The sequence below is a fragment of the Streptomyces fradiae ATCC 10745 = DSM 40063 genome, from assembly GCF_008704425.1.
Lineage (GTDB): Bacteria > Actinomycetota > Actinomycetes > Streptomycetales > Streptomycetaceae > Streptomyces > Streptomyces fradiae.
On the sequence record NZ_CP023696.1, the window covers coordinates 1,331,742 to 1,349,080 of the forward strand.

21 protein-coding genes are annotated in these 17,339 nt (G+C 72.0%); 7 read left to right on the forward strand and 14 right to left on the reverse strand.

The window, feature by feature from the left end; all coding sequences use genetic code 11:
• The first annotated feature begins 392 nt into the window (after positions 1 to 392).
• On the forward strand, positions 393 to 1,211 hold the full coding sequence (locus tag CP974_RS05780) for an NAD-dependent epimerase/dehydratase family protein (RefSeq protein ID WP_031136907.1): 819 nt from the start codon (positions 393 to 395) through the stop codon (positions 1,209 to 1,211).
• Between the two features lie 327 nt (positions 1,212 to 1,538).
• Here CP974_RS05780 and CP974_RS05785 read toward each other — a convergent pair whose 3' ends face one another.
• Positions 1,539 to 2,525 (reverse strand): AraC family transcriptional regulator, encoded by a 987-nt coding sequence (locus CP974_RS05785; RefSeq protein ID WP_224354474.1) that lies wholly within the window; start codon positions 2,523 to 2,525, stop codon positions 1,539 to 1,541.
• A 117-nt stretch (positions 2,526 to 2,642) separates the two neighbouring features.
• Between CP974_RS05785 and CP974_RS05790 the strand changes: the two genes are divergently transcribed.
• The 6 genes from CP974_RS05790 to CP974_RS05815 all read left to right on the forward strand — a co-directional run bounded on the left by CP974_RS05790 (position 2,643) and on the right by CP974_RS05815 (position 7,796).
• The gene (locus CP974_RS05790) at positions 2,643 to 3,887 is read left to right on the forward strand and encodes a TerD family protein (protein ID WP_150485886.1); all 1,245 of its coding nucleotides are present in this window, start codon (positions 2,643 to 2,645) and stop codon (positions 3,885 to 3,887) included.
• A gap of 406 nt (positions 3,888 to 4,293) precedes the next feature.
• Complete coding sequence (locus tag CP974_RS05795; RefSeq protein ID WP_078915369.1) at positions 4,294 to 4,917, forward strand: GntR family transcriptional regulator; 624 nt, start codon at positions 4,294 to 4,296, stop codon at positions 4,915 to 4,917.
• A 221-nt stretch (positions 4,918 to 5,138) separates the two neighbouring features.
• Positions 5,139 to 5,471, forward strand: coding sequence for a DUF6233 domain-containing protein (locus tag CP974_RS05800; RefSeq protein ID WP_086732064.1), 333 nt, complete (start codon positions 5,139 to 5,141; stop codon positions 5,469 to 5,471).
• 134 nt (positions 5,472 to 5,605) lie between these two features.
• The gene (locus CP974_RS05805; RefSeq protein WP_031129135.1) at positions 5,606 to 6,118 is read left to right on the forward strand and encodes a hypothetical protein; all 513 of its coding nucleotides are present in this window, start codon (positions 5,606 to 5,608) and stop codon (positions 6,116 to 6,118) included.
• 21 nt (positions 6,119 to 6,139) lie between these two features.
• Complete coding sequence (locus tag CP974_RS05810; RefSeq protein ID WP_051839008.1) at positions 6,140 to 6,718, forward strand: hypothetical protein; 579 nt, start codon at positions 6,140 to 6,142, stop codon at positions 6,716 to 6,718.
• 73 nt (positions 6,719 to 6,791) lie between these two features.
• Positions 6,792 to 7,796: a hypothetical protein gene (locus tag CP974_RS05815; protein ID WP_031129137.1), complete on the forward strand. Its 1,005-nt coding sequence runs from the start codon at positions 6,792 to 6,794 to the stop codon at positions 7,794 to 7,796.
• 278 nt (positions 7,797 to 8,074) lie between these two features.
• Here CP974_RS05815 and CP974_RS05820 read toward each other — a convergent pair whose 3' ends face one another.
• From CP974_RS05820 to CP974_RS05875, 13 genes are all read right to left on the reverse strand, one after another.
• Positions 8,075 to 8,389 (reverse strand): hypothetical protein, encoded by a 315-nt coding sequence (locus CP974_RS05820; protein WP_140160856.1) that lies wholly within the window; start codon positions 8,387 to 8,389, stop codon positions 8,075 to 8,077.
• Positions 8,386 to 9,420 (reverse strand): tyrosine-type recombinase/integrase, encoded by a 1,035-nt coding sequence (locus tag CP974_RS05825; RefSeq protein WP_031129139.1) that lies wholly within the window; start codon positions 9,418 to 9,420, stop codon positions 8,386 to 8,388. The genes CP974_RS05820 and CP974_RS05825 overlap by 4 nt, the downstream gene beginning before the upstream one ends.
• Positions 9,417 to 9,650 carry a hypothetical protein gene (locus CP974_RS05830; RefSeq protein WP_140160857.1) on the reverse strand — a complete coding sequence of 78 codons (234 nt, stop codon included), beginning with the start codon at positions 9,648 to 9,650 and terminating at the stop codon, positions 9,417 to 9,419. The genes CP974_RS05825 and CP974_RS05830 overlap by 4 nt, the downstream gene beginning before the upstream one ends.
• A 114-nt stretch (positions 9,651 to 9,764) precedes the next feature.
• A complete protein-coding gene (locus tag CP974_RS29465) occupies positions 9,765 to 9,917 on the reverse strand; it encodes a hypothetical protein (protein ID WP_158100698.1) in 153 nt (50 codons plus the stop codon).
• Between the two features lie 167 nt (positions 9,918 to 10,084).
• The gene (locus CP974_RS05835) at positions 10,085 to 10,447 is read right to left on the reverse strand and encodes a hypothetical protein (RefSeq protein WP_031129141.1); all 363 of its coding nucleotides are present in this window, start codon (positions 10,445 to 10,447) and stop codon (positions 10,085 to 10,087) included.
• On the reverse strand, positions 10,444 to 10,884 hold the full coding sequence (locus CP974_RS05840; RefSeq protein WP_031129142.1) for a hypothetical protein: 441 nt from the start codon (positions 10,882 to 10,884) through the stop codon (positions 10,444 to 10,446). The genes CP974_RS05835 and CP974_RS05840 overlap by 4 nt, the downstream gene beginning before the upstream one ends.
• Positions 10,884 to 11,231 carry a hypothetical protein gene (locus CP974_RS05845; protein ID WP_031129143.1) on the reverse strand — a complete coding sequence of 116 codons (348 nt, stop codon included), beginning with the start codon at positions 11,229 to 11,231 and terminating at the stop codon, positions 10,884 to 10,886. Before CP974_RS05845 ends, CP974_RS05840 begins: the two co-directional genes overlap by 1 nt.
• A 6-nt stretch (positions 11,232 to 11,237) precedes the next feature.
• The gene (locus CP974_RS05850; RefSeq protein ID WP_223844632.1) at positions 11,238 to 12,026 is read right to left on the reverse strand and encodes a peptidoglycan recognition protein family protein; all 789 of its coding nucleotides are present in this window, start codon (positions 12,024 to 12,026) and stop codon (positions 11,238 to 11,240) included.
• A gap of 39 nt (positions 12,027 to 12,065) precedes the next feature.
• Positions 12,066 to 12,803 (reverse strand): PIG-L family deacetylase, encoded by a 738-nt coding sequence (locus CP974_RS05855; RefSeq protein ID WP_031129145.1) that lies wholly within the window; start codon positions 12,801 to 12,803, stop codon positions 12,066 to 12,068.
• 63 nt (positions 12,804 to 12,866) lie between these two features.
• A complete protein-coding gene (locus CP974_RS05860) occupies positions 12,867 to 13,382 on the reverse strand; it encodes a hypothetical protein (RefSeq protein WP_031129146.1) in 516 nt (171 codons plus the stop codon).
• A 15-nt stretch (positions 13,383 to 13,397) separates the two neighbouring features.
• Positions 13,398 to 14,012 carry a hypothetical protein gene (locus CP974_RS05865; RefSeq protein ID WP_031129147.1) on the reverse strand — a complete coding sequence of 205 codons (615 nt, stop codon included), beginning with the start codon at positions 14,010 to 14,012 and terminating at the stop codon, positions 13,398 to 13,400.
• Positions 14,009 to 15,103, reverse strand: a complete 1,095-nt coding sequence (locus CP974_RS05870) for a DUF5047 domain-containing protein (protein WP_031129148.1) — start codon at positions 15,101 to 15,103, stop codon at positions 14,009 to 14,011. The genes CP974_RS05865 and CP974_RS05870 overlap by 4 nt, the downstream gene beginning before the upstream one ends.
• Complete coding sequence (locus CP974_RS05875) at positions 15,104 to 17,338, reverse strand: hypothetical protein (protein ID WP_031129149.1); 2,235 nt, start codon at positions 17,336 to 17,338, stop codon at positions 15,104 to 15,106. It abuts the gene before it with no gap.
• Position 17,339: the final 1 nt, after the last annotated feature.

Here is a 17,339-nt window from a genome sequence, read left to right on the forward strand (position 1 = left end):
GCACCCGCATGCCCCGCCGTCCATCCCTCCGAGTCCCGGCACGCTAGGCCCGCCCGAACGGACCGGTCAAGGCGAAGGCCACCGGCCGGCCGGGCACTTGACGCCCTCGCACCCCCTCCTTAGCGTGTCCACGCATGTGAACACCGTCCACACAGCCGACCATGAAGGGCCGGCCACCGCACGGGCCGCCCACTCCACGGCCGCCCACGCAAGCCCCCCCGCCCCGCACGGCCACCCACCCCCGGCCCCCGCCCGACCACCGCCCACCCGACCCGCCTCCGCACCAAGCCACCGCCCACCCGGCCCGCCCCGCACCAAGCCACTGCCCACCCGGCCACGGCCCGCCCGGCCCGCCCGGCCCGCCCGGCCCGCCATCCGACCTGGAGTCGCTGATGCCCGCTGCCCGCACCGTCCTGCTGACCGGCGCCGCCGGCGGCCTCGGCACCCTCATGCGCGAGCTGCTGCCCGCGTACGGGTACGAGCTGCGCCTGCTGGACATGCGCCCCGTCGAGGGCGCCCCCGACGCGCTCACCGCCGATCTCGGCGACCCGGCCCACCAGGGCGTGCTGCGCGAGGCGGTGCGCGGCGCCGACGCGGTCCTCCACCTCGCGGGCATCTCCCTGGAAGCCCCCTTCCCCCGCGTCCTGCGCGCCAACGTGGAGGGCGCGTACCACCTGTACGAGGCCGCCCGCGCGGAGGGCGTCCACCGGATCGTGGCCGCCTCCAGCAACCACGCCGTCGGCTTCACCCCGCGCCCCCGCGCCGGCGACCCGCTCGTCCCGGTCGGCACACCGCACCGCCCCGACACGTTCTACGGCCTGTCGAAGTGCTTCGGCGAGGACCTGGCGCAGCTCTACTGGGACCTGCACGGCGTGGAGACCGTCTCGGTGCGGATCGGCTCCTGCGTCCCCGAGCCCACGGACGTGCGGATGCTGTCCACGTGGCTCAGCCCCGGCGACGCGGCCCGCCTCTTCCACGCGGCGCTCACCGCCGAGGAGGTGGGGCACACCGTCGTGTACGGCTCCTCGGCCAACACGCGGCTGTGGTGGGACCTGGAACCGGCGCGCGCGCTCGGGTACGCCCCGCGGGACGACGCGGAGCGGTACGCGGAGAAGCTCGTCGGGGAGCTGGGGGAACTGGACGACGCGAATCCGGACCACGCCCACCTGGGCGGCCGCTTCTGCACCGAGCCCGCGCTCTGGCCGTACTGACGCGCGCGGGGCCCGTACGGCGCGTCCGTACCGACGGCCCCTCACCGGCCGCCGTGCGACCGGTCCGGGCAGGCACAGGCCCGGCCCGGTCTCACGGGGGGCGACCCGGGCCGGGCCTGTGCGGGGACGGGCCTACCCACGGGGGTCGGGTACGCCAGCGTCACAAAGTCACACTAAAGCCCACGCAAACCGGCACATGTCCGCGGAGCGCGGCCCCCTGTCCGCCGAACGCGGCGCACCGCGGCGCGCGGAAGCACGCCGGGGCGCACACGCGGGGCGGACCGGCGGCGCGTACGGCGGGGGCGCACCCGCCGACCCGCCGTCCGTTCAGGACCGCACCGGCGGCGGGGCGTTCAGGGTCTGCGACGGCGCCTCGCCGAACCGCTCCCGGTACCGCGCGGCGAACCGCCCCAGATGGGTGAAGCCCCAGCGCCAGGCGACCTCACTGACCGTCAGCCCGCTGCCCGGCTCGGCGTCCCGCAGCTCGTCGCGGACCCGCCCGAGGCGCACGTCCCGCACGTACCCCATCGGGGTCGTGCCCACGTGGGCCCGGAACGACTCCTGCAGCCGCCGGGGGCTCACCCGCGCGAGACCGGCCAGCTCCGTCGCGGTGTACGGGTGCTCGGGGCGCTCCCGCACCGCGTCCATCACCCGCTTCACCGGCGCCGGGCGCAGGGCGCGGGCCGGGGCCGCCAGCTCGTCGCGGTACGGGTGCGAGGCGGCCAGCAGCAGGCCGGTGAGGAGCGCGTCCTGCAGCGGCCCGGCGACCAGCGGGTGCTGGACCAGGCCCGCCGGGTCGGCCGCCTCGCGCGCGAGGCGCCGGACGAGCGCCGCCCAGTCCCGGCCCGCCCCGCGCGCCAGGTCCAGCGCCGGCTCCAGGAGGAGGGCGCGGGGCGGGGTGCGGCCCAGCAGCTCCTCCAGCCTGCGCCGCAGCGCGGCCGTCTCCACCTTGACGGCGACGACCCGGCAGTCGCCCGCCCACCGGTCCACGACGACCGGCCCGCCCGGGTTCAGCACCGTTCCGCGCTCCGGGGTGCCGGTCAGGGGGTCGCCCGCGCCCTGCCGCAGCTCCAGCCGCCCGGCCAGCGGCACGTTCACGTGGTAGGCCCCCAGGTCGCCGAAGCGCAGCCGCACGTCGGCGCCGCACCGCATGTCCCCCACCACGAGCGGCCCCAGGCGGACCGTCTCGAAACGGGCGTCGAACCGGCGTCCCCGCTCCTCGACGACGTCCATGAACGTGGAGTAGAAGCGCTCGCCGATCTCCCGGCGCGCTTCCTCCACGTCCCTTGTGCGGAAAACGGTCCCTGCGGTCACGGGGGGAGAGAATATGCCGGGCGCATGGGCGGGCCGCCGCCGCCGTCCTGTGACCGGTGTGGCGGAGGGTAAGGGAACGGTAAAGCCGACTCGCTCGTTACGGCAGTCATGACAGCTATGACCCCCGGCTCGAACATCCCCCTCTCCGCCGCCGGCGTGGCGGTGGACGTCGCCGCCCCCGTCCGGCTCGACGTCTCGGGCCTGCTGCTCACGGCCCACGGGAAGGTCCGTTCCGACGCCGACTTCGTCTTCTACAACCAGCCCGCGGGGCCCGGTGTCACCTACCGGTCCGGCGGCGGCGCGTCGCCCGACGCGATCACGGTCGACACGGCGGCGGTCCCGGCCGACATCGAGCGGATCGTCGTCACGGCCAGCCCCGACGAGGCGGGCCGGACCTTCCAGGGCGTCGAGCCGACCGCGACCGTCCGCGACGCCGCCACCGGCGCGGTCCTCGCCACCTTCACCCCGCCCCGGCTCGGTACGGAGACGGCGCTCGTCGTGGTCGAGGTGTACCGCAGGGGCGGCGCCTGGAAGGTGCGCGCGGTGGGCCAGGGGTACGCGAACGGGCTCGCGGGCATCGCCACCGACTTCGGTGTGACCGTGGAGGAGCCGCCCGCGCCCGCCGCGCCCCAGGCCGCCCCGCCGCAGCCGGCCCCGCCGCAGCCCGCCGCGCCGAGCGCCCCGCCCGCCCCGCCCGCCCCGCCGGAGCGCTCCCGTGCCGGGGCCGCCCCGGCGCCCGCGCCCGCCGCCGCTCCCCCGGCGCCCGCGCCGGCACCCGGCGCCGGGAAGATCAACCTGGACAAGGGCCGGGTGAGCCTCCAGAAGAACCAGACGGTGTCCCTGGTCAAGGGCGGCCGGCCGCTGCTGACGCAGGTCAAGATGGGCCTCGGCTGGGAGCCCGCGTACCGGGCGAAGGACATCGACCTGGACGCGTCCGTCATCGCGTACGGCCCGCAGCGCAACCACCTCGACAGCTGCTACTTCGGCAAGCTCACCGTCCTCGGCGGCGCGATCCGCCACTCCGGCGACAACCTGACCGGCGAGGGCGCGGGCGACGACGAGGTCATCACCGTCGACCTGGGGCGGCTGCCCGCCGAGGCGACGGGGCTGGTCTTCACGGTGAACTCGTTCTCGGGCCAGAAGTTCACGGAGGTCGCGAAGGCGTACTGCCGGCTGCTCGACGCGGCGACCGGCGAGGAGCTGGTCCGCTTCGACCTGACGAGCGCCGAGCCGCGGACGGGCGTCATGATGTGCAAGCTGATCCGCCAGTTCTCCGGCGAGTGGGAGATGACGGCGATGGGCTCCTTCGTCAAGGCCCGCACCGTCCGCGACATGGTCCGCCCGGCGGCGGCGGCCCTCTGAGAAGATGCAGGTCAGCCCGCTGGGTCGCCACTTCTCCCCCAGCGGGCTGACGGTGCAGCCGAGTAGCGACCGACGAACCACTCCTGCGGACCATCAGTCGCGCACTCGCTTCAGTTGGCTCTAGTTAGTCAGAGTTGAGCGCTAGTTACGCAGGAAGTTTCCCAGTTCTTTCCCACGGGAAGCCAGGGCGGGGACCACCTGGGGGGTGGATGCCCCCGCCCTGGCCCGCACCTCCGTCGCAACCCGACCGGAGGCCGAGGCTCAGCACCGCGGGGCGGGCGGCGCAGAGCCCCCACGGCGCAGCTAGGCCCCCTGAGCCCTCACTGCGCCGAGCTAGGTATACCTAGGCAAGGGCGTCACTCTTAAGTTCTGGATCAGCAGGTCACGAACGAGGCCAGGGGTCCGGATGCCAGCCGATGCGGCCTTCAGGCGCATCGCCGCCGACATCCGCCGCCGTATCGAAGCTGGCGAATGGCAAGTAGGTGACGCGCTACCATCCCGCACCCGCCTTGCAGCTGAGTACCGAGTCCACCCCGAGACGATGAGGCTCGCCTACGCCCTGCTACGCCGGTCCGGCACCCTTGAGGGGGAGAGGCGCCGGGCCGTCTACGTAGCCCATCCTCCTGCCATGCGCGTGCTCACCAACCCTGATGCAGCGTGGCCACACGGCCAGGAGATCACAGACAGCCGATCCTGTCGGGCGAGCCCCGGCCTGGCCGCCCGCCTTAGCATCGAGCCAGGGACGCGGCTCCGCTGCGAACGGGTCGAGTGCTTCGACCCGGGCGGGAGGTCGGCCATGGTCATCACTACGTGGTGGCGAGGTCGCCGTCGCCGGCACGTCCGCGCCGTCGCAGAGCTGGGAACCACCCAAGTGACGGACGAGGACGCGGCAGCACTGGGCCTCACGGTGGATACGCCTGCCTTCCTACTCATGCGGACACGCCTCGACGACCACGGCACACCCACTGAGACGGCTGACCTAGTGCTACCCATGGATCGGTGGCTAGTCAGAATCTCGCCAGGGGCATGACGCGTGTGGCGAGCATGCATCGATCAGATTCGAACATGCAACCCGCTTGCGTAACTATCTATCGCGCGTTTGACGCATGACATCGCGGGCAGCCGACCCTGTTGCGCACACCTGCGGCCCCTTGCCGTGACGTGCAGCATCGGAGCAGGTGGGCGGCTCGACGCCCTCGGCCGCCACCCCCTTGGGGCAGTCGACGGGCGCCCGCGACTACAATCGAACGCATGTCCGAGCTGCCACCCGACCTACCCCGTCTCGAGGTGCTGCGCACGTGGCTGCAGCTCACCCTCGCGCAGGTCGACGCGCGGATCACCCAGCTCCGTGCCGAGCAGGCCGCCCGGCAGCGCGCCGTCCCGGCGCCCGAGCCGGACTACCGGATCCAGCGCGGCCTCGACGCCGGCCGCACCCCCGTCAAAGTCCACCTCGGCGACTGCGGCCTCGCCCGCAAAGCGCCGGGCGTCTCGGAGGCGACAGCCCGGCAGGCGCTGGCGGAGGGTGTCGCGGCGTGCGAGGTGTGCAGGCCGGACACGGAGCTCGGCATCCTCGACGCGGGGTAGCGCTGGCGTGCTGCTGGCTAGGGCGAGGCGTGAGGGGCTTCGGAGGGTTGAGGGAACGTTCTTCGCCTCCCCCTCTTGAAACTATGCCGTACATACGGCATAGTTAGGGGTGTCGAGAGGGAGAGGAGCCCACGATGAACACCACCACCGCCGCCACCCAGGCCAAGGTCACCGTCGCCACCATCCGCACCTGGTGCCGCATCGGCGCCGTCGCCGCCGCCAAGGTCGCCGGCAAGTGGGTCATCGACACCGCCTCCCTCGCCCGCCGCATCGAGATCGGCGCCCGCCGCAAGGCCCGCAAGGCCCAGCAGGTCGCCCTCACCATCGAGACGATGACCGCGATCGGCGGCCGGCGCTGGCAGAAGAACGGCATGGACCGCGTCTACCTCAACGCATTCGAGACCGTCCCGGGACTGGAGCTGGACCACTACAAGTCCGGCAGCATCTCCGGCGCCTGGCTGGACGACGAGAAGGTCTCCAACGCCGAGGGCGGCCGGCTCGCCACGGCCGTTGACAAGGTCTACTTCGACGCCGCCGACGGCAAGGTCCACATCAAGTGGGGCTGGGGCACCCCCCGCTCCCTCGACCGCGACGAGATCGCCACGAGGATCTTCGCTGCCCTCCGTACCGCCGTCGCCGCCCTCTAACCCACCCGAAAGGACCCCACCATGACCACCACGACCACCTACGGCACCTGGTGCAACCGCGTCGCCCCCTACAGCACCAGCCCCGACGCCGACGTCATCGACTACATCAACGGCGGCGACGACGACTGGCGCCAGCTGATCCAGGACACCGGCGCGCTGGAGCAGATGCAGCGCGAGTACCGCGACGCGATCAACGAGGCCCTCCCGCCGAGCGTCTCCCTGTGCGGGGACGAGTTCATCGGCCCCGCCTACCCGGCCGACGACGAGTTCGACGGCTACCCCACCGACGAGGACGGCTACCTCGACTTCAAGGCGATGGTCGAGGACATCGACCTCGGACCGATCGTGGACCGCAACGACCCGCTCACCCTGGAATCCGTCGGCCGGTACGAGATGAAGTCCAGCGCGAAGGACCCGGCGAAGGCCGCCTCCAAGGCCATGTCCCGCCTCGGGGTCAAGCCCATGATCTACCTGAAGGACCCGGGCACCGGCCGGCCGCGGGCCTACTTCCGGGCCGGTGACGTCCGCGAGGCGCTCGCCGCCCGCCCCGGAAAGGGCGTCGGCGGCGGCCGACCGCCCAAGGACACCCCCACCGTCTGAAACACCCCACCCCCGCTCGCCCCCGACCCTCTACGGTCGGGGGCGACGCCGTACCGCAACCCGGAGGACCCCTGTGGGAAAGCCGCTCCTGACCGCCCGGCAGTTGCCGGAGATCCGCGCCGAACTCGCCCAGTGGCTCGACGACGACAGCCCCCACGGCGGGCCCGCGACCTGGGCACGCGGGTTCGACCCGGCCACCGCCGCCAGCGAACGGGCCGCCGCCCACCACTGGGCGACCGCGCTGCGCGCCGCCGAGCTGTTCTGCGTCTCCACCGACATGACCCGCCTGGCCGTCTCCGCCGGCCTGGCCCTGCCCGCCTACCGCCTCCACGCCGAGGATCTGCCCGCCCCGCACGGCCTGCTGCTGTGGGAGGAGCCGGTCACCGGCACCTACGAGAGCGACGAGACCACCGGCTGCCCGATCGTCGCCGTCACCTGGGCCGTCCACGGCGGCGCCGTCCACGTCCGGACCTGGGCGGGACGGGAGGACTGGCTGGCGTTCATGGCCCAGGGCAACCCCGACGGTGGAGTGAGGCAGCTGACCGGCGAGGAGGTACGCCTGCTGCGGATGCGTCACCCCCAGGCCCTGGTGTGCATGGCCTCGTCGCAGCTTCCGTTCGGCCATGTCCCGGGCTGGCTGGCCACCACCCCCGAGGACACCAGCACCATGACGATGGCCGAGCTGGAGGACCACACGCGTTCCTCCGACCGGCAGGAGCAGGCGGAACGGGCGCTGGTGGTCACGTGGCTGCTGATGGGCCAGACCCTGATCCGGGAGGAACGCCAGGAGGCGCCCCGCTCCGCGGTCCGGCACATCCGCCGCCTCGACCCCGGCCTGTTGACCGCGGTCCGGTACGTGCAGCTACGGCATCGGGGTGTGCCGCGGCAGGACGACGGGCCGGGCGAGGACGCCGGCCGCGGCTACCGGCACCGGTGGATCGTGCGCGGGCACTGGCGGCAGCACTGGTACCCCTCGCGCGGCGCGCACCGGCCGATCTGGATCGACAGCCACGTCAAGGGCCCGGACGGGGCGCCCCTCCTCGATCCGGGCAAGCTGGTGCACGTCCTGCGGCGGTGAACACCGGGCGCCGGGCCCGCCCGTTCGCCGTACACCGGGCGGGCCAGCAGGGGGCTTCGTTGTCTGTGCGGACGCGCGCCGTCCCTCCCGTGGGGAGGCCGGGAGGGATGGCGCGGCCCCGCCCGCGCGGCAGCACGAGGGCGGGGCCGAAGGGTCGCCCACCAAGGGGGTCGGTGGGGGCGGCGCCACACCCGAATCATGCACCCGATCCAGCCGCGAAGGTAGAGGCGTGGCCGGAATCGTTCCACCCTCCCGCCGCAGCGGCGCACAACGTTCCCTTATCGCCTACGCCACCGCGGCTGGCCGCCCTGTGGGGTGCTGATGTCGCGGTATCGGGGCCCCTTGTTCAGTTCACGTCGCTCGGCCACGAGCTCGGCATACAGCTCAAGGGCATGCCGTTGTGCCTGCTCGTGGCTCTCGGCGATATCCGTGAACCAGGTCTTTCCCGTCCCCATCTGGCTCCACAGCTCGGTGGACCAGTAGGGCTCGAGCACCGCGTCAGACGGGGTGTACCGCAGCTCGCCGATCTTCTCGTCTTCCTCGTACAGGTCGTAGCAGTGGGGCTCACCAGTGGGACGGAAGTCCATAGTCATTCCGTTTCCCCCTCAGGTCGGAGCCGTTCGGCGAGCCGGGCGGCGAGTGCGTAGGCGGGGTGGTTGTCGAGCTGGCGGCGGCGCCGGTTGTACCGCTGGGTGGTGCGCGGGTCGGAGTGGGAGACGGCGTCCTGGACGTCCTGGAGTGGGACGCCGTTGGCGAGGTTGTCGGTGATGAACTGGTGCCGCAGCGTGTGGGGCTTGATGGTGGCGGCCTGGGGGATGCCGGCGCGGCGGGCGAGGACGCGGAGATGCTTCCAGACTTCCGGCTGGGTCCAGCGCCGCCCGGCCTCGGTGGTGAAGAGGGGGCCGTCCTGGCGGTCGCCGAGGTAGGCGAGGAGCGCGTCGAGGGCGAGCGGCGGGACGGGCGCGGGTCGCTTCTTGCCGCCCTTCTGGGTGAGGGGCAGGGTGCGATGACCGCGGTCGTAGCCCAGCTGGTTGGCATTGAGGGAGAGGAGTTCATCGACGCGAGCACCGGTGAGGTAGAGGAGCGTGACGAGGGCGTTGGAGCGGGGCGCCCAGCCGCGCGCGGTCTCGATGAGCCGCATCGTCTCTTGCTCGGTCATGCCTTCGGTGGGCGAGTAGTCGGGGTCGACGTAGGGCCGGTTGACGCCGGCGAACGGGTCGGAGTCGACGGCGCCGAGCCGGGCGGCGTAGGTGTAGAAGCTCCCGGCCGCGGCGAGGGCTTGGGCCTGCGTGGTCTCGGCTGGCGGCCGTCCGTTGCGGGTGAGGGTCTTGGCGAGGTGCTTGGCGTAGGCGTCGGCGAGCGGCAGCTTGGCCTGGAGCGGGTGGATGCCGGTGGATCGGGCGTACTCCTCCCACGCCCTGAACGTCCGGACGTAGGCGCGCCGGGTGTGGCGGGACTTCTGGCGGGCGATCCATCCTCCGGCGATGGTGGGGAGCGGGTCGCGGTCGCCGTAGACGTCGGTGAGGTGGTCGGCGAGTTGGCGGGCTTCGTCCGGCCAGTCGTCGCGGGGGTCGTGCCGGTCGGTCGACAGCTCCGCCGACGGGCGTGGAACGAGGGCGGTCACCGCTGGGCGGCCTGAATTTCGTCAGCGGTAACGGTCTCGAAGTGCCACCACCGGCCGCCCTCCCACTGCATGATCTTCGCGGTGGTGGCGTCGCCACCACCGAGCTTCTCTCGCAGGAACGAGTACGCCTTGGTCTCGCTGGTGTGCGCGGTCTCGCTGGCCGATCGAATCAGGTCGGCAGGGCCACCGCTGAGGATCACGCGCCACGGCTTGCTGGGCTTGGCAGTCATGAAGACCATCCTCCTTGTATGGGATAACTGTCATTATCAACCATAGAGTTGCCCTACGTCCTGGGAATACGCAGACACGACGAAGCGCCCCACCGCATCTGCGGTGGGGCGCTGCTACTTCTCCCTCTTGCCGTGCTTGATCCAGGCGGCGATGGTGGCGACGGTGGTCTGGTCGAGCTGGGCGAGGCGCTGCACAGCATCCTGGTCGGCGGCCGTCGCGGGGATGCCCGCCTCCAGCAGGGCGCCGTCGAGCGCGAGCGTGTTCAAGGCCGCTTGCGCCGGGCTGGCCGACGCGGGCGCGGTGCCCGGCCTCGCAGCCGCGGATGGGGCCGGTGAACCGGGCGGCCGGCTGGGCGGCGGCTGCCACCCCAGCTCTACCTGTGTGCCGAGGTCCGCCAGACCAGGGTCGATGCGCTGCTCTGCGGGACGTTCCATCACACCCCCGTCCGGTTGTACTCGTCGACCAGCGGGTGCGGGTCCGGCGGTGCGCCGACTGGCTGGCGGGCCCACCGATACAGCTCGTCCACGGTCCAGGAGAACGCCCGCACCACGGACTCGAGCCGCAGCACCCTCCCCCGTAGTTGCCCGTTCTCCTCGTCCACGCGCCGCACCGTGGCCTCCAGCACGGCGAGGTTCGCCTGCTGCTGGGCCGGTGCGGCATTGGCGCGGGCGGCGGCCTCCGTCGCCGCAGCGGTGGCTTTGGCGGCGTCACGGGTGGACTTGGCGACGAACCAGCCGCCCCCTCCGAGCACGCTGCCGGCCGCGGTGATGATGGCCGCCCATTCGGCAATAGTCATGCGCCCTTGCCTCTCCGGGCAGGCCGCGCTGGAGGCACCGAGTACTCGGGCACCGTGGCCGCCCACATGATGACTCCCACGTGGGAGGTCAGGTACCAGATGGCGACCCACAGGCCACGCGAGTAGTCGCCGACGATGACGGCCGCCAGGTAGGCCACGGCCCACACGGTGGGTGGGATGAGGGCGGCGATGAATCCGATGCGGTCGCGGCCGATGCGGAGGAACGCGCTGGCGATGGTGACGAGTCCTGCCGTGATCCAGAGCCATGACCACTGCCGCAGTCCGCACATGCTGGTGAGGAGCTGTAGGCCGGTGGGCTCGGGCGGGTCGACGAGGAATGAGACGCCCCAGCACGTCTTGCCGATGCCGAGGATGAGGAGGAAGACGCCGCGGCGCCCCAGCAGCTTGAGTGCCCACCGGGACGCACGGCAGGTCATCACACCCCCGTGAGGGTGTGGGTGCGGCTGGCTGGGGCGACCTGGCCGCGGGTGATGAGGCCGAGCACCGCGAGCACGACCGCGTTGAGGGCGCCGACTGTCTCGGCGGTCACCTCGAGCCCGTAGGCGGCGAGGAGGGCGACGCCTGCGGCGACGAGTCCGGTGAACGCGCTGGGGGCGATGGGCCGGGTGACGGCGGCGGTGATCGCGGCGAACGCAGCCGAGATGGCGGCGACGATGGCGCCGGCCTGCTCGGCGGACATGCCGAACCCGAACGACACGAGGAGAGAGAGAGCGGCGCTGATGGTGGCGATGATGAGCGCCGGCTCGCGGCCGAAGATCTTCATGGATGATCACGCTTCCTGGGTGCCGGTGATGTCGACGTCGACGCGGATGACGGCGTCTCGGATGGCCTGCTGGACGGCGGCGACGACGGTGTCGGTGTCGACGTCGTCGCCGAGCTGTGCGGCGATGGCCTGGATGGCTGCGGTCTGCGCGGTGACCTGCTGGCGGAGGGCCTCGACGGTGCGGTTGGTGCTGCGCAGGATCTCGTAGGCGTCCCGCGTCTCGATCTTGGTGTTCTTGTAGGCCCAGACGTCGACTGCGGCCATGTCGTCCTCCTTGGGGGCTGTGCTGGTCTGGCCGGTGGCCCGGGCGACGATGCCGGGGAAGACGACCTCGCGGAACTGGCGGACGCGGGCATCGCCAGGGCATGCGGTGCCCGAGACAGCCCACTGGGAGTGGAGTCGGTGGTAGCCGTAGCCGGGGTCGTCGTGGGTGCGGCAGATCCGCAGCGGGAGCTTGTGCTGCTGGTGGAGCCACACGCCGAGCCGGATCAGCTGCTCGACCTGCTGTGCGGTCCACGGGTCGCTCGCGGCAGTGTTGGACGCGGTCTCGATGGACACGGCGCCGGTGCCGTCCGGCCGCCGGTTTGCTGCCGCGTTGGCGTCGGCGCGGGTCTCGGTGCCGATGTACTGGGCCAGGTCGCCGTCGTACCCGAGCCCGAAGTGCGACTCGAGGTTCGTCGAGTCGCGCCAGTACTCGTAGGTGCGGCGCGGCGACCAGGGGGCGACGATCGAGTGGACGATGAACTGCGTAGGCCGGATTGTTGGCTGTGCGTCCGACTCCGGTTGGAGCTCCATGCGCTGGGCTCCGGGGTACCAGGCCACGGCCGCCTCCGATCAGGGGTTCTTGACGATGACGTTGGCGGCGCCGGACTCGGCCCAGTCGAGGTCGGCCGGCACCGAGTGGCGGCCGATGGCGTAGGACTCGGGCGGGTGCCAGGCGCCGTAGCAGCGGCAGGCGGCCTTGGCCATCTGGCGGGCGGTCGCCGCGTAGGTGCCCGCGTCGTACTGGACGGCGCCAGCGACGGTGCCGATCTGGGAGCGGCGCACGACCCAGCGGGCGTCGGTGACCCGCCCGGCCAGCTTCAGGTTCCGCAGTGCGGTGCCGAGCGCGGCGTGGGTGGGGTCCGGGTCGGTCCAGTGCGTCGTGTAGTGGCCGGCTCCGGGGTGGAGCGCCTCGTGCTGGAGGATGAGCCGCTCGGCGTCGGCGACGGTGATGGTGGAGGACCGCTGCCCGACGCGTAGGTGGACCCGTTCGCGCGGCACGCCGAGCTGGACGGCGGCCTGGAGGAGTTCCCGGTCGCGGGCCTCGGCGAACGCGGTGTAGTCCAGCGGAGCCGGTATGCCCTCCCGCTGCGGGTAGTGGCTGCCGCCCCACCAGCCGTTCGACTCGATGCCGTTGAGGGCGTGCCGGATCGTGCTGGTGGACCCGTCCGAGCCGAGCACGATGTGGACCTCGCGGCCGACGAGGGCATGGTGGGCGAGGATCTGCCCGGCCCACAGGGACTCGTCGTCCTGGTGCGGGGTGTAGAAGAACAGCGCGCGGCCGGTGGCCAGGGGTACGGGGTCAGACAAGAGTGCTCCAGAGCATGAGAAAAGCCCCGGCCAGGCGGCTCGGGGCGTCGTAGACGGGGCAGGTCAGGTGCCGATGGCCCACCAGAAGAGTTGGATGTTGTCCCAGGTGGCGAGGGCGCCGTCCTGCCCGGACTGCAGGAACGGCCGGAACGTCGTCAGGGTGACGTCACCAGGCTTCGATGTCCATCGGGACGCTGCACCGGCGGTTGAGTGGATCTCCACTCCAACGATCGGGTTGGTGGAGTAAGGGATCGGGAAGGTCACCAAGTTCCCGAGGTGCTGGTCTTTGTTGGTGAAGCTCACGTTGACGCTGCCGTACTGCAGGAGCGGCGCGACGAGCCGCCAGGTGGAGCCTGTGTAGGTGTAGATGAGGTTGGTGTCGGCGAGGTAGGAGAGCATGCCCTCGACGGGGGCGCCCTCGCCGGCGAGGGCCGCTGTGCGGGCGGCGGCGGACGCGAAGCGCAGCACGGACCGGCTGGCGATGCCGTTGGCGATGTTCTTGGCCAGCGTCTCGGCGTCGGGCTTGTCGGTGAGGGACGAGATGCTGACGCCCTGGCCGTATGAGTCGGTGGTGGCCACGCGGCCTCCCCTCTGTCAGGTCAGCCGGTAGCGGCCGAACACGTCGAACTGGGCGTACTTGCTGCCGGTGCCGGGCAGGGCGGCATCGAAGTCCCCGAGGATGATCGTTCCGTCAGGCTGGATGGTCATGACGCCGTAGTAGCCGACCCCGGCAGCGGCAGCGACCTGCACCGTCGCCCTCACGCGGGATGCGGGCCGGGCCTCGGCGGGCAGGGTGGCGACGGTCGTGCCGGCGGCGAGGGAGCCGGACATGGACGCCATGCCGCTGAGGCTGGCGGTGCCGTCGCCGAGGAGCTGGTAGGCGGGCGTGTAGTAGCCGGCCGTCGCGGTCCAGCCGCTGGTGAGTGGAATGCCCGTCCAAGCGCCCGAGCCTGTGCCGAGGGGCCCGTCGCTGATCCAGTTGCCGGTGCTGGACTCGCCGACGCGGACGACCTGTCCCGCGGCGGCGCCGAGGTAGTCGGCGGTGCGGCGGGCGACAATTCCGTCGGTGGTGGTGATGGTGCCGTCCGTGCTGACGCTCGCCACCGTGGCGAGGCGCCAGTTCGCCCCGCGGATTGCCGGCTCCGCCGTCCCGGCATGGACGGCCTGCCCGCGGACCGCGTCGGCGAGTTGCCGGGCGAGCGACGTCATGTGCCCTCCTTCGCGGCGATCGTCTGGAGGGTGAACGCGCCGCCGAGGTCGAGGTCGATGGAGAACGACGCGACCTGGTGCAGCTCGGCGGTGCCGTCCGGGTAGACGACGCGCAGCACGTCACCGGTCTCCAGGGCCGGGTTGGCGAGCGCAGTGAGGTCTGCGGAGGCGTTGGGTGCGATGCCGGCCCGGAGCTTGAGCTGCCCGGCGAGCGTGGCCGCGGCGAGCGTGGTGATCGTCGGTGAGGAGTAGAAGCCCGGCCGGTGGCCGAATGGGCCAGACCAGTAGGTGGGTGATGTCGGGTCGGTGTCGACGACGAGGGCGCTGACCGGCGCAACGTTCGTCTCCGTGTTCTCCCCCCTGATCAGCCATCCGTTGCGGACGCCGTCGACGGACATGCCGCGGCTGGCCTGGATGTAGGCGCCGCCCTCCCCCGCTGAGATCGTCCACACCGGCAGTGCCGTCGCCAGGTCCGGCAGCGGGGCCATGGCGAACTGGCCGTCCGGGGTGGCGTACACCTCGGCGCCGACCGCGGACGCGACCTCCGCGACCGCTGTCCACGGGTCTCCCTCGACATCCCACGTGCGGGGCCCGATCGGAGCATCCGCCACAGCCGACGAGTCGAGGACGGCGTCGGGGATGGACCGTCGGAGCAGCGTCGTCACCGCGCTGACCGCGGTGCCGGTCGCCCGGTACGGGGCGGTGAACCGATCGTCGGCAACCGCGCACTCGAGCGACTTGCCGCTGATCGTCACAGGCCCTGCGTCGACATCACCGGACACCTCATCCACGCGGAACACACCGAGCGGGACCAGCTCGCGGTCGCCGTTGCCGTAGTCGACGCCGCGGCTGATGTGCAGCCTGGCTCCGTAGATCGCGAGCCTGTCGGTGGGGGTGCGCGGGATCAGGCTGGTGTCGGCGACCTGGACAGTGCAGGTGCGGTGCACGGTGCTGCCCCGGTCCACGCTGACGCTGCCGCCGATGTGCTCGAGCGTCTCCACTCCCCCGTCCGTCCGGAAGAGTTTGACCTCGGTGACAGGGGTGTGGCTCTGGAGGATGGCCTGCAGGAACCGCGGGGAGACCGGATACATCTACAGCCTCCGGTTGAACAGGACGTCCTCCCACGTGGCGTAGGAGGCGAGGACGTCAGCCCAGGTGGCATGCTCGGTGAGGATGTCCTGCCAGGTGCGGGACGCCGAGCCGGCCACCCCGATCGTGGTGGGCATGTCCACCTGCCGCAGCGGCAGCGTCCACGTCCGCCACGGGTCCGTCGCCACCCCGCCGCCGCGGGCCTCGGTGATCTGCCCGACCGCGACGTACATGTCGCTCACGCCATGACCCGGCGCCGCCTGCCACAGCAGGACGTTCCCGGAGTCGAGGAGCCAGTGCAGAGCCTCACGCTCATCGTCCGTGGCGGTGTAGATGACGAGGTCGCCCTCCAGCCCACCGCGCGTATCCGACAGGACGATGCTGTTGCGGCGCCCGCGGACGCGGTGCTCGACCTGCTGGATCGGCCGCTGCCAGTCCGGGCCCCGCGCCACCATGACCCGCGCGTTGCGCTGAGGGTTTCCGGGGTCCTTCAGCCACGCGTACTGCGGATCCCCCGGATCCAGAGTGACCGTGCCGGACTGGCGCGACGCTGACAACACGCCGGAGCCGTTGAGGGCCTCGGCGTAGTAGTAGACCGGCACGCCGAGCGGCGCCTCGTAGTCCTCGATGACCAGGACGTCCGACGTGAGGGTCGTGCCGTCGATGAGGCCGCCGGCGCCGCGGACGAGGGTGCGGGACCCGTCTGGGCCCACCCGCCACACGGTGATCGTGTGCCCGGCGGTCAGCTCCCGCAGCGTCACCGTGACGAAGGCACCGCCGTCGTCGGCGCTGATCTCCACGATGGGCAGCGACTCGAACAGAGCGACCCGGTCGACGCGCAGCACGGACGACGCCGAGGTCGCAGCCAGGGTCCACTCAATCGCCGCCTGCGTTGCCCCCGCGGGTGCCGAGCCGACGACGGTCAGGTACCACCAGTCAGGGGTCGGCACGGCCGAGGCGGGTGTCGAGATGGTGCCGATCTCCGTGTCAGCGGCGTCGTACCAGCGAATCGTCCGCGTCAGCGTCCACCCTCCCGCCGTGACCCTCATCCCGTACTCGCCGGTGAAGGTCTTGCCGGGTGCTCCGTCGCCGAGTGGGAATCTCTGGGAGCGGATGACGCTGGTCGTGGCGGTCGCCGAGGAGATCGCCAGCGCGTAGGAGCCCTCGAGCCCGTCCGTGCCCCACGGGGTGAGCCGGGCCAGGGTTGCCACGCCCGACACCACCGTCCATGCGCCGGTGTCCCGCTCGAACGACGCCTGCGAGTAGGGGACGACGGAGCCTTCGCGCAGCGGGGTGGCTGCGGCGATGACCGCCCCGTCCACCCGCACCACCTGGCCCGCGGACGCGCCGGTGATGCCCGCGGCGAGGACCGCATACGCCGTCCCAGCAGGCGCCACATCGGAGACCCTCTGCCGGTAGTAGCCGGTGCCCGGCGCCGCCAGGTTCGCCCGTGTCGCCTGCAGCTGCACATCCGACGCGTCGTAGAACCGGAGCTCCACCCACGTCGTCGACCCGCTCGTCGGGGGGTTGAGGTACGCGTAGGCCACGTACTCCACGCCCGGCGAGGCGCTCGGCTTCTCCGTCGTGCGGATCGACGCGTTGCCGGCGGCCGTGACCGTCAGGGCAGCCATGTGCCCGCCGCCCAGGTAGAAGTCGACCGACCACTGCAGCATCGGCACCTGCCGGGCCAGCGTCCCGTTCGACTCCACGGTCCAGCCGCTCAGGTCCCGCTCGAGCGACTCGGCGTCGAACGTCAGCAGGTTACCGACCGTCCTGATCGGCAGGCCGAGAAAGAAGTTCTCGAAGTTGCTGACCACCCCGGCCGAGGCCGGGGTCATCGCCGACACCACCACGTGCACGAACGCCGCCCCAGACGGGGCGACGTCCGCGACGCTGATGCGGTGCCACGACGAGGAAGCCGACGACGTGACCACCGACCACGACGTCGATATCGTCGCCCACGACGCATTCAGCCAGCGCAGCCCGATCCGCTCCGGCACCGTCGCACCGCTGGCGTCGCAGAACGCCTGATACTCCGTGCCAGACGTGATCTGGTACGGAGCAGCCGTGCGGGCCTGCATCTCCCCCGCCGCGCTGCTCGTGAGCCGCAGCGTCCCGTCGCCGTTCCGGCCGCCCGTGCCCTTGGAGAGCGTGCAGTTCGTCAGGGCCGTCCAGTTGCTGATCGCCGGATCGATCATCTCCGTCGCCAGCGACAGCATGTTGCCGGGGATCGCCACA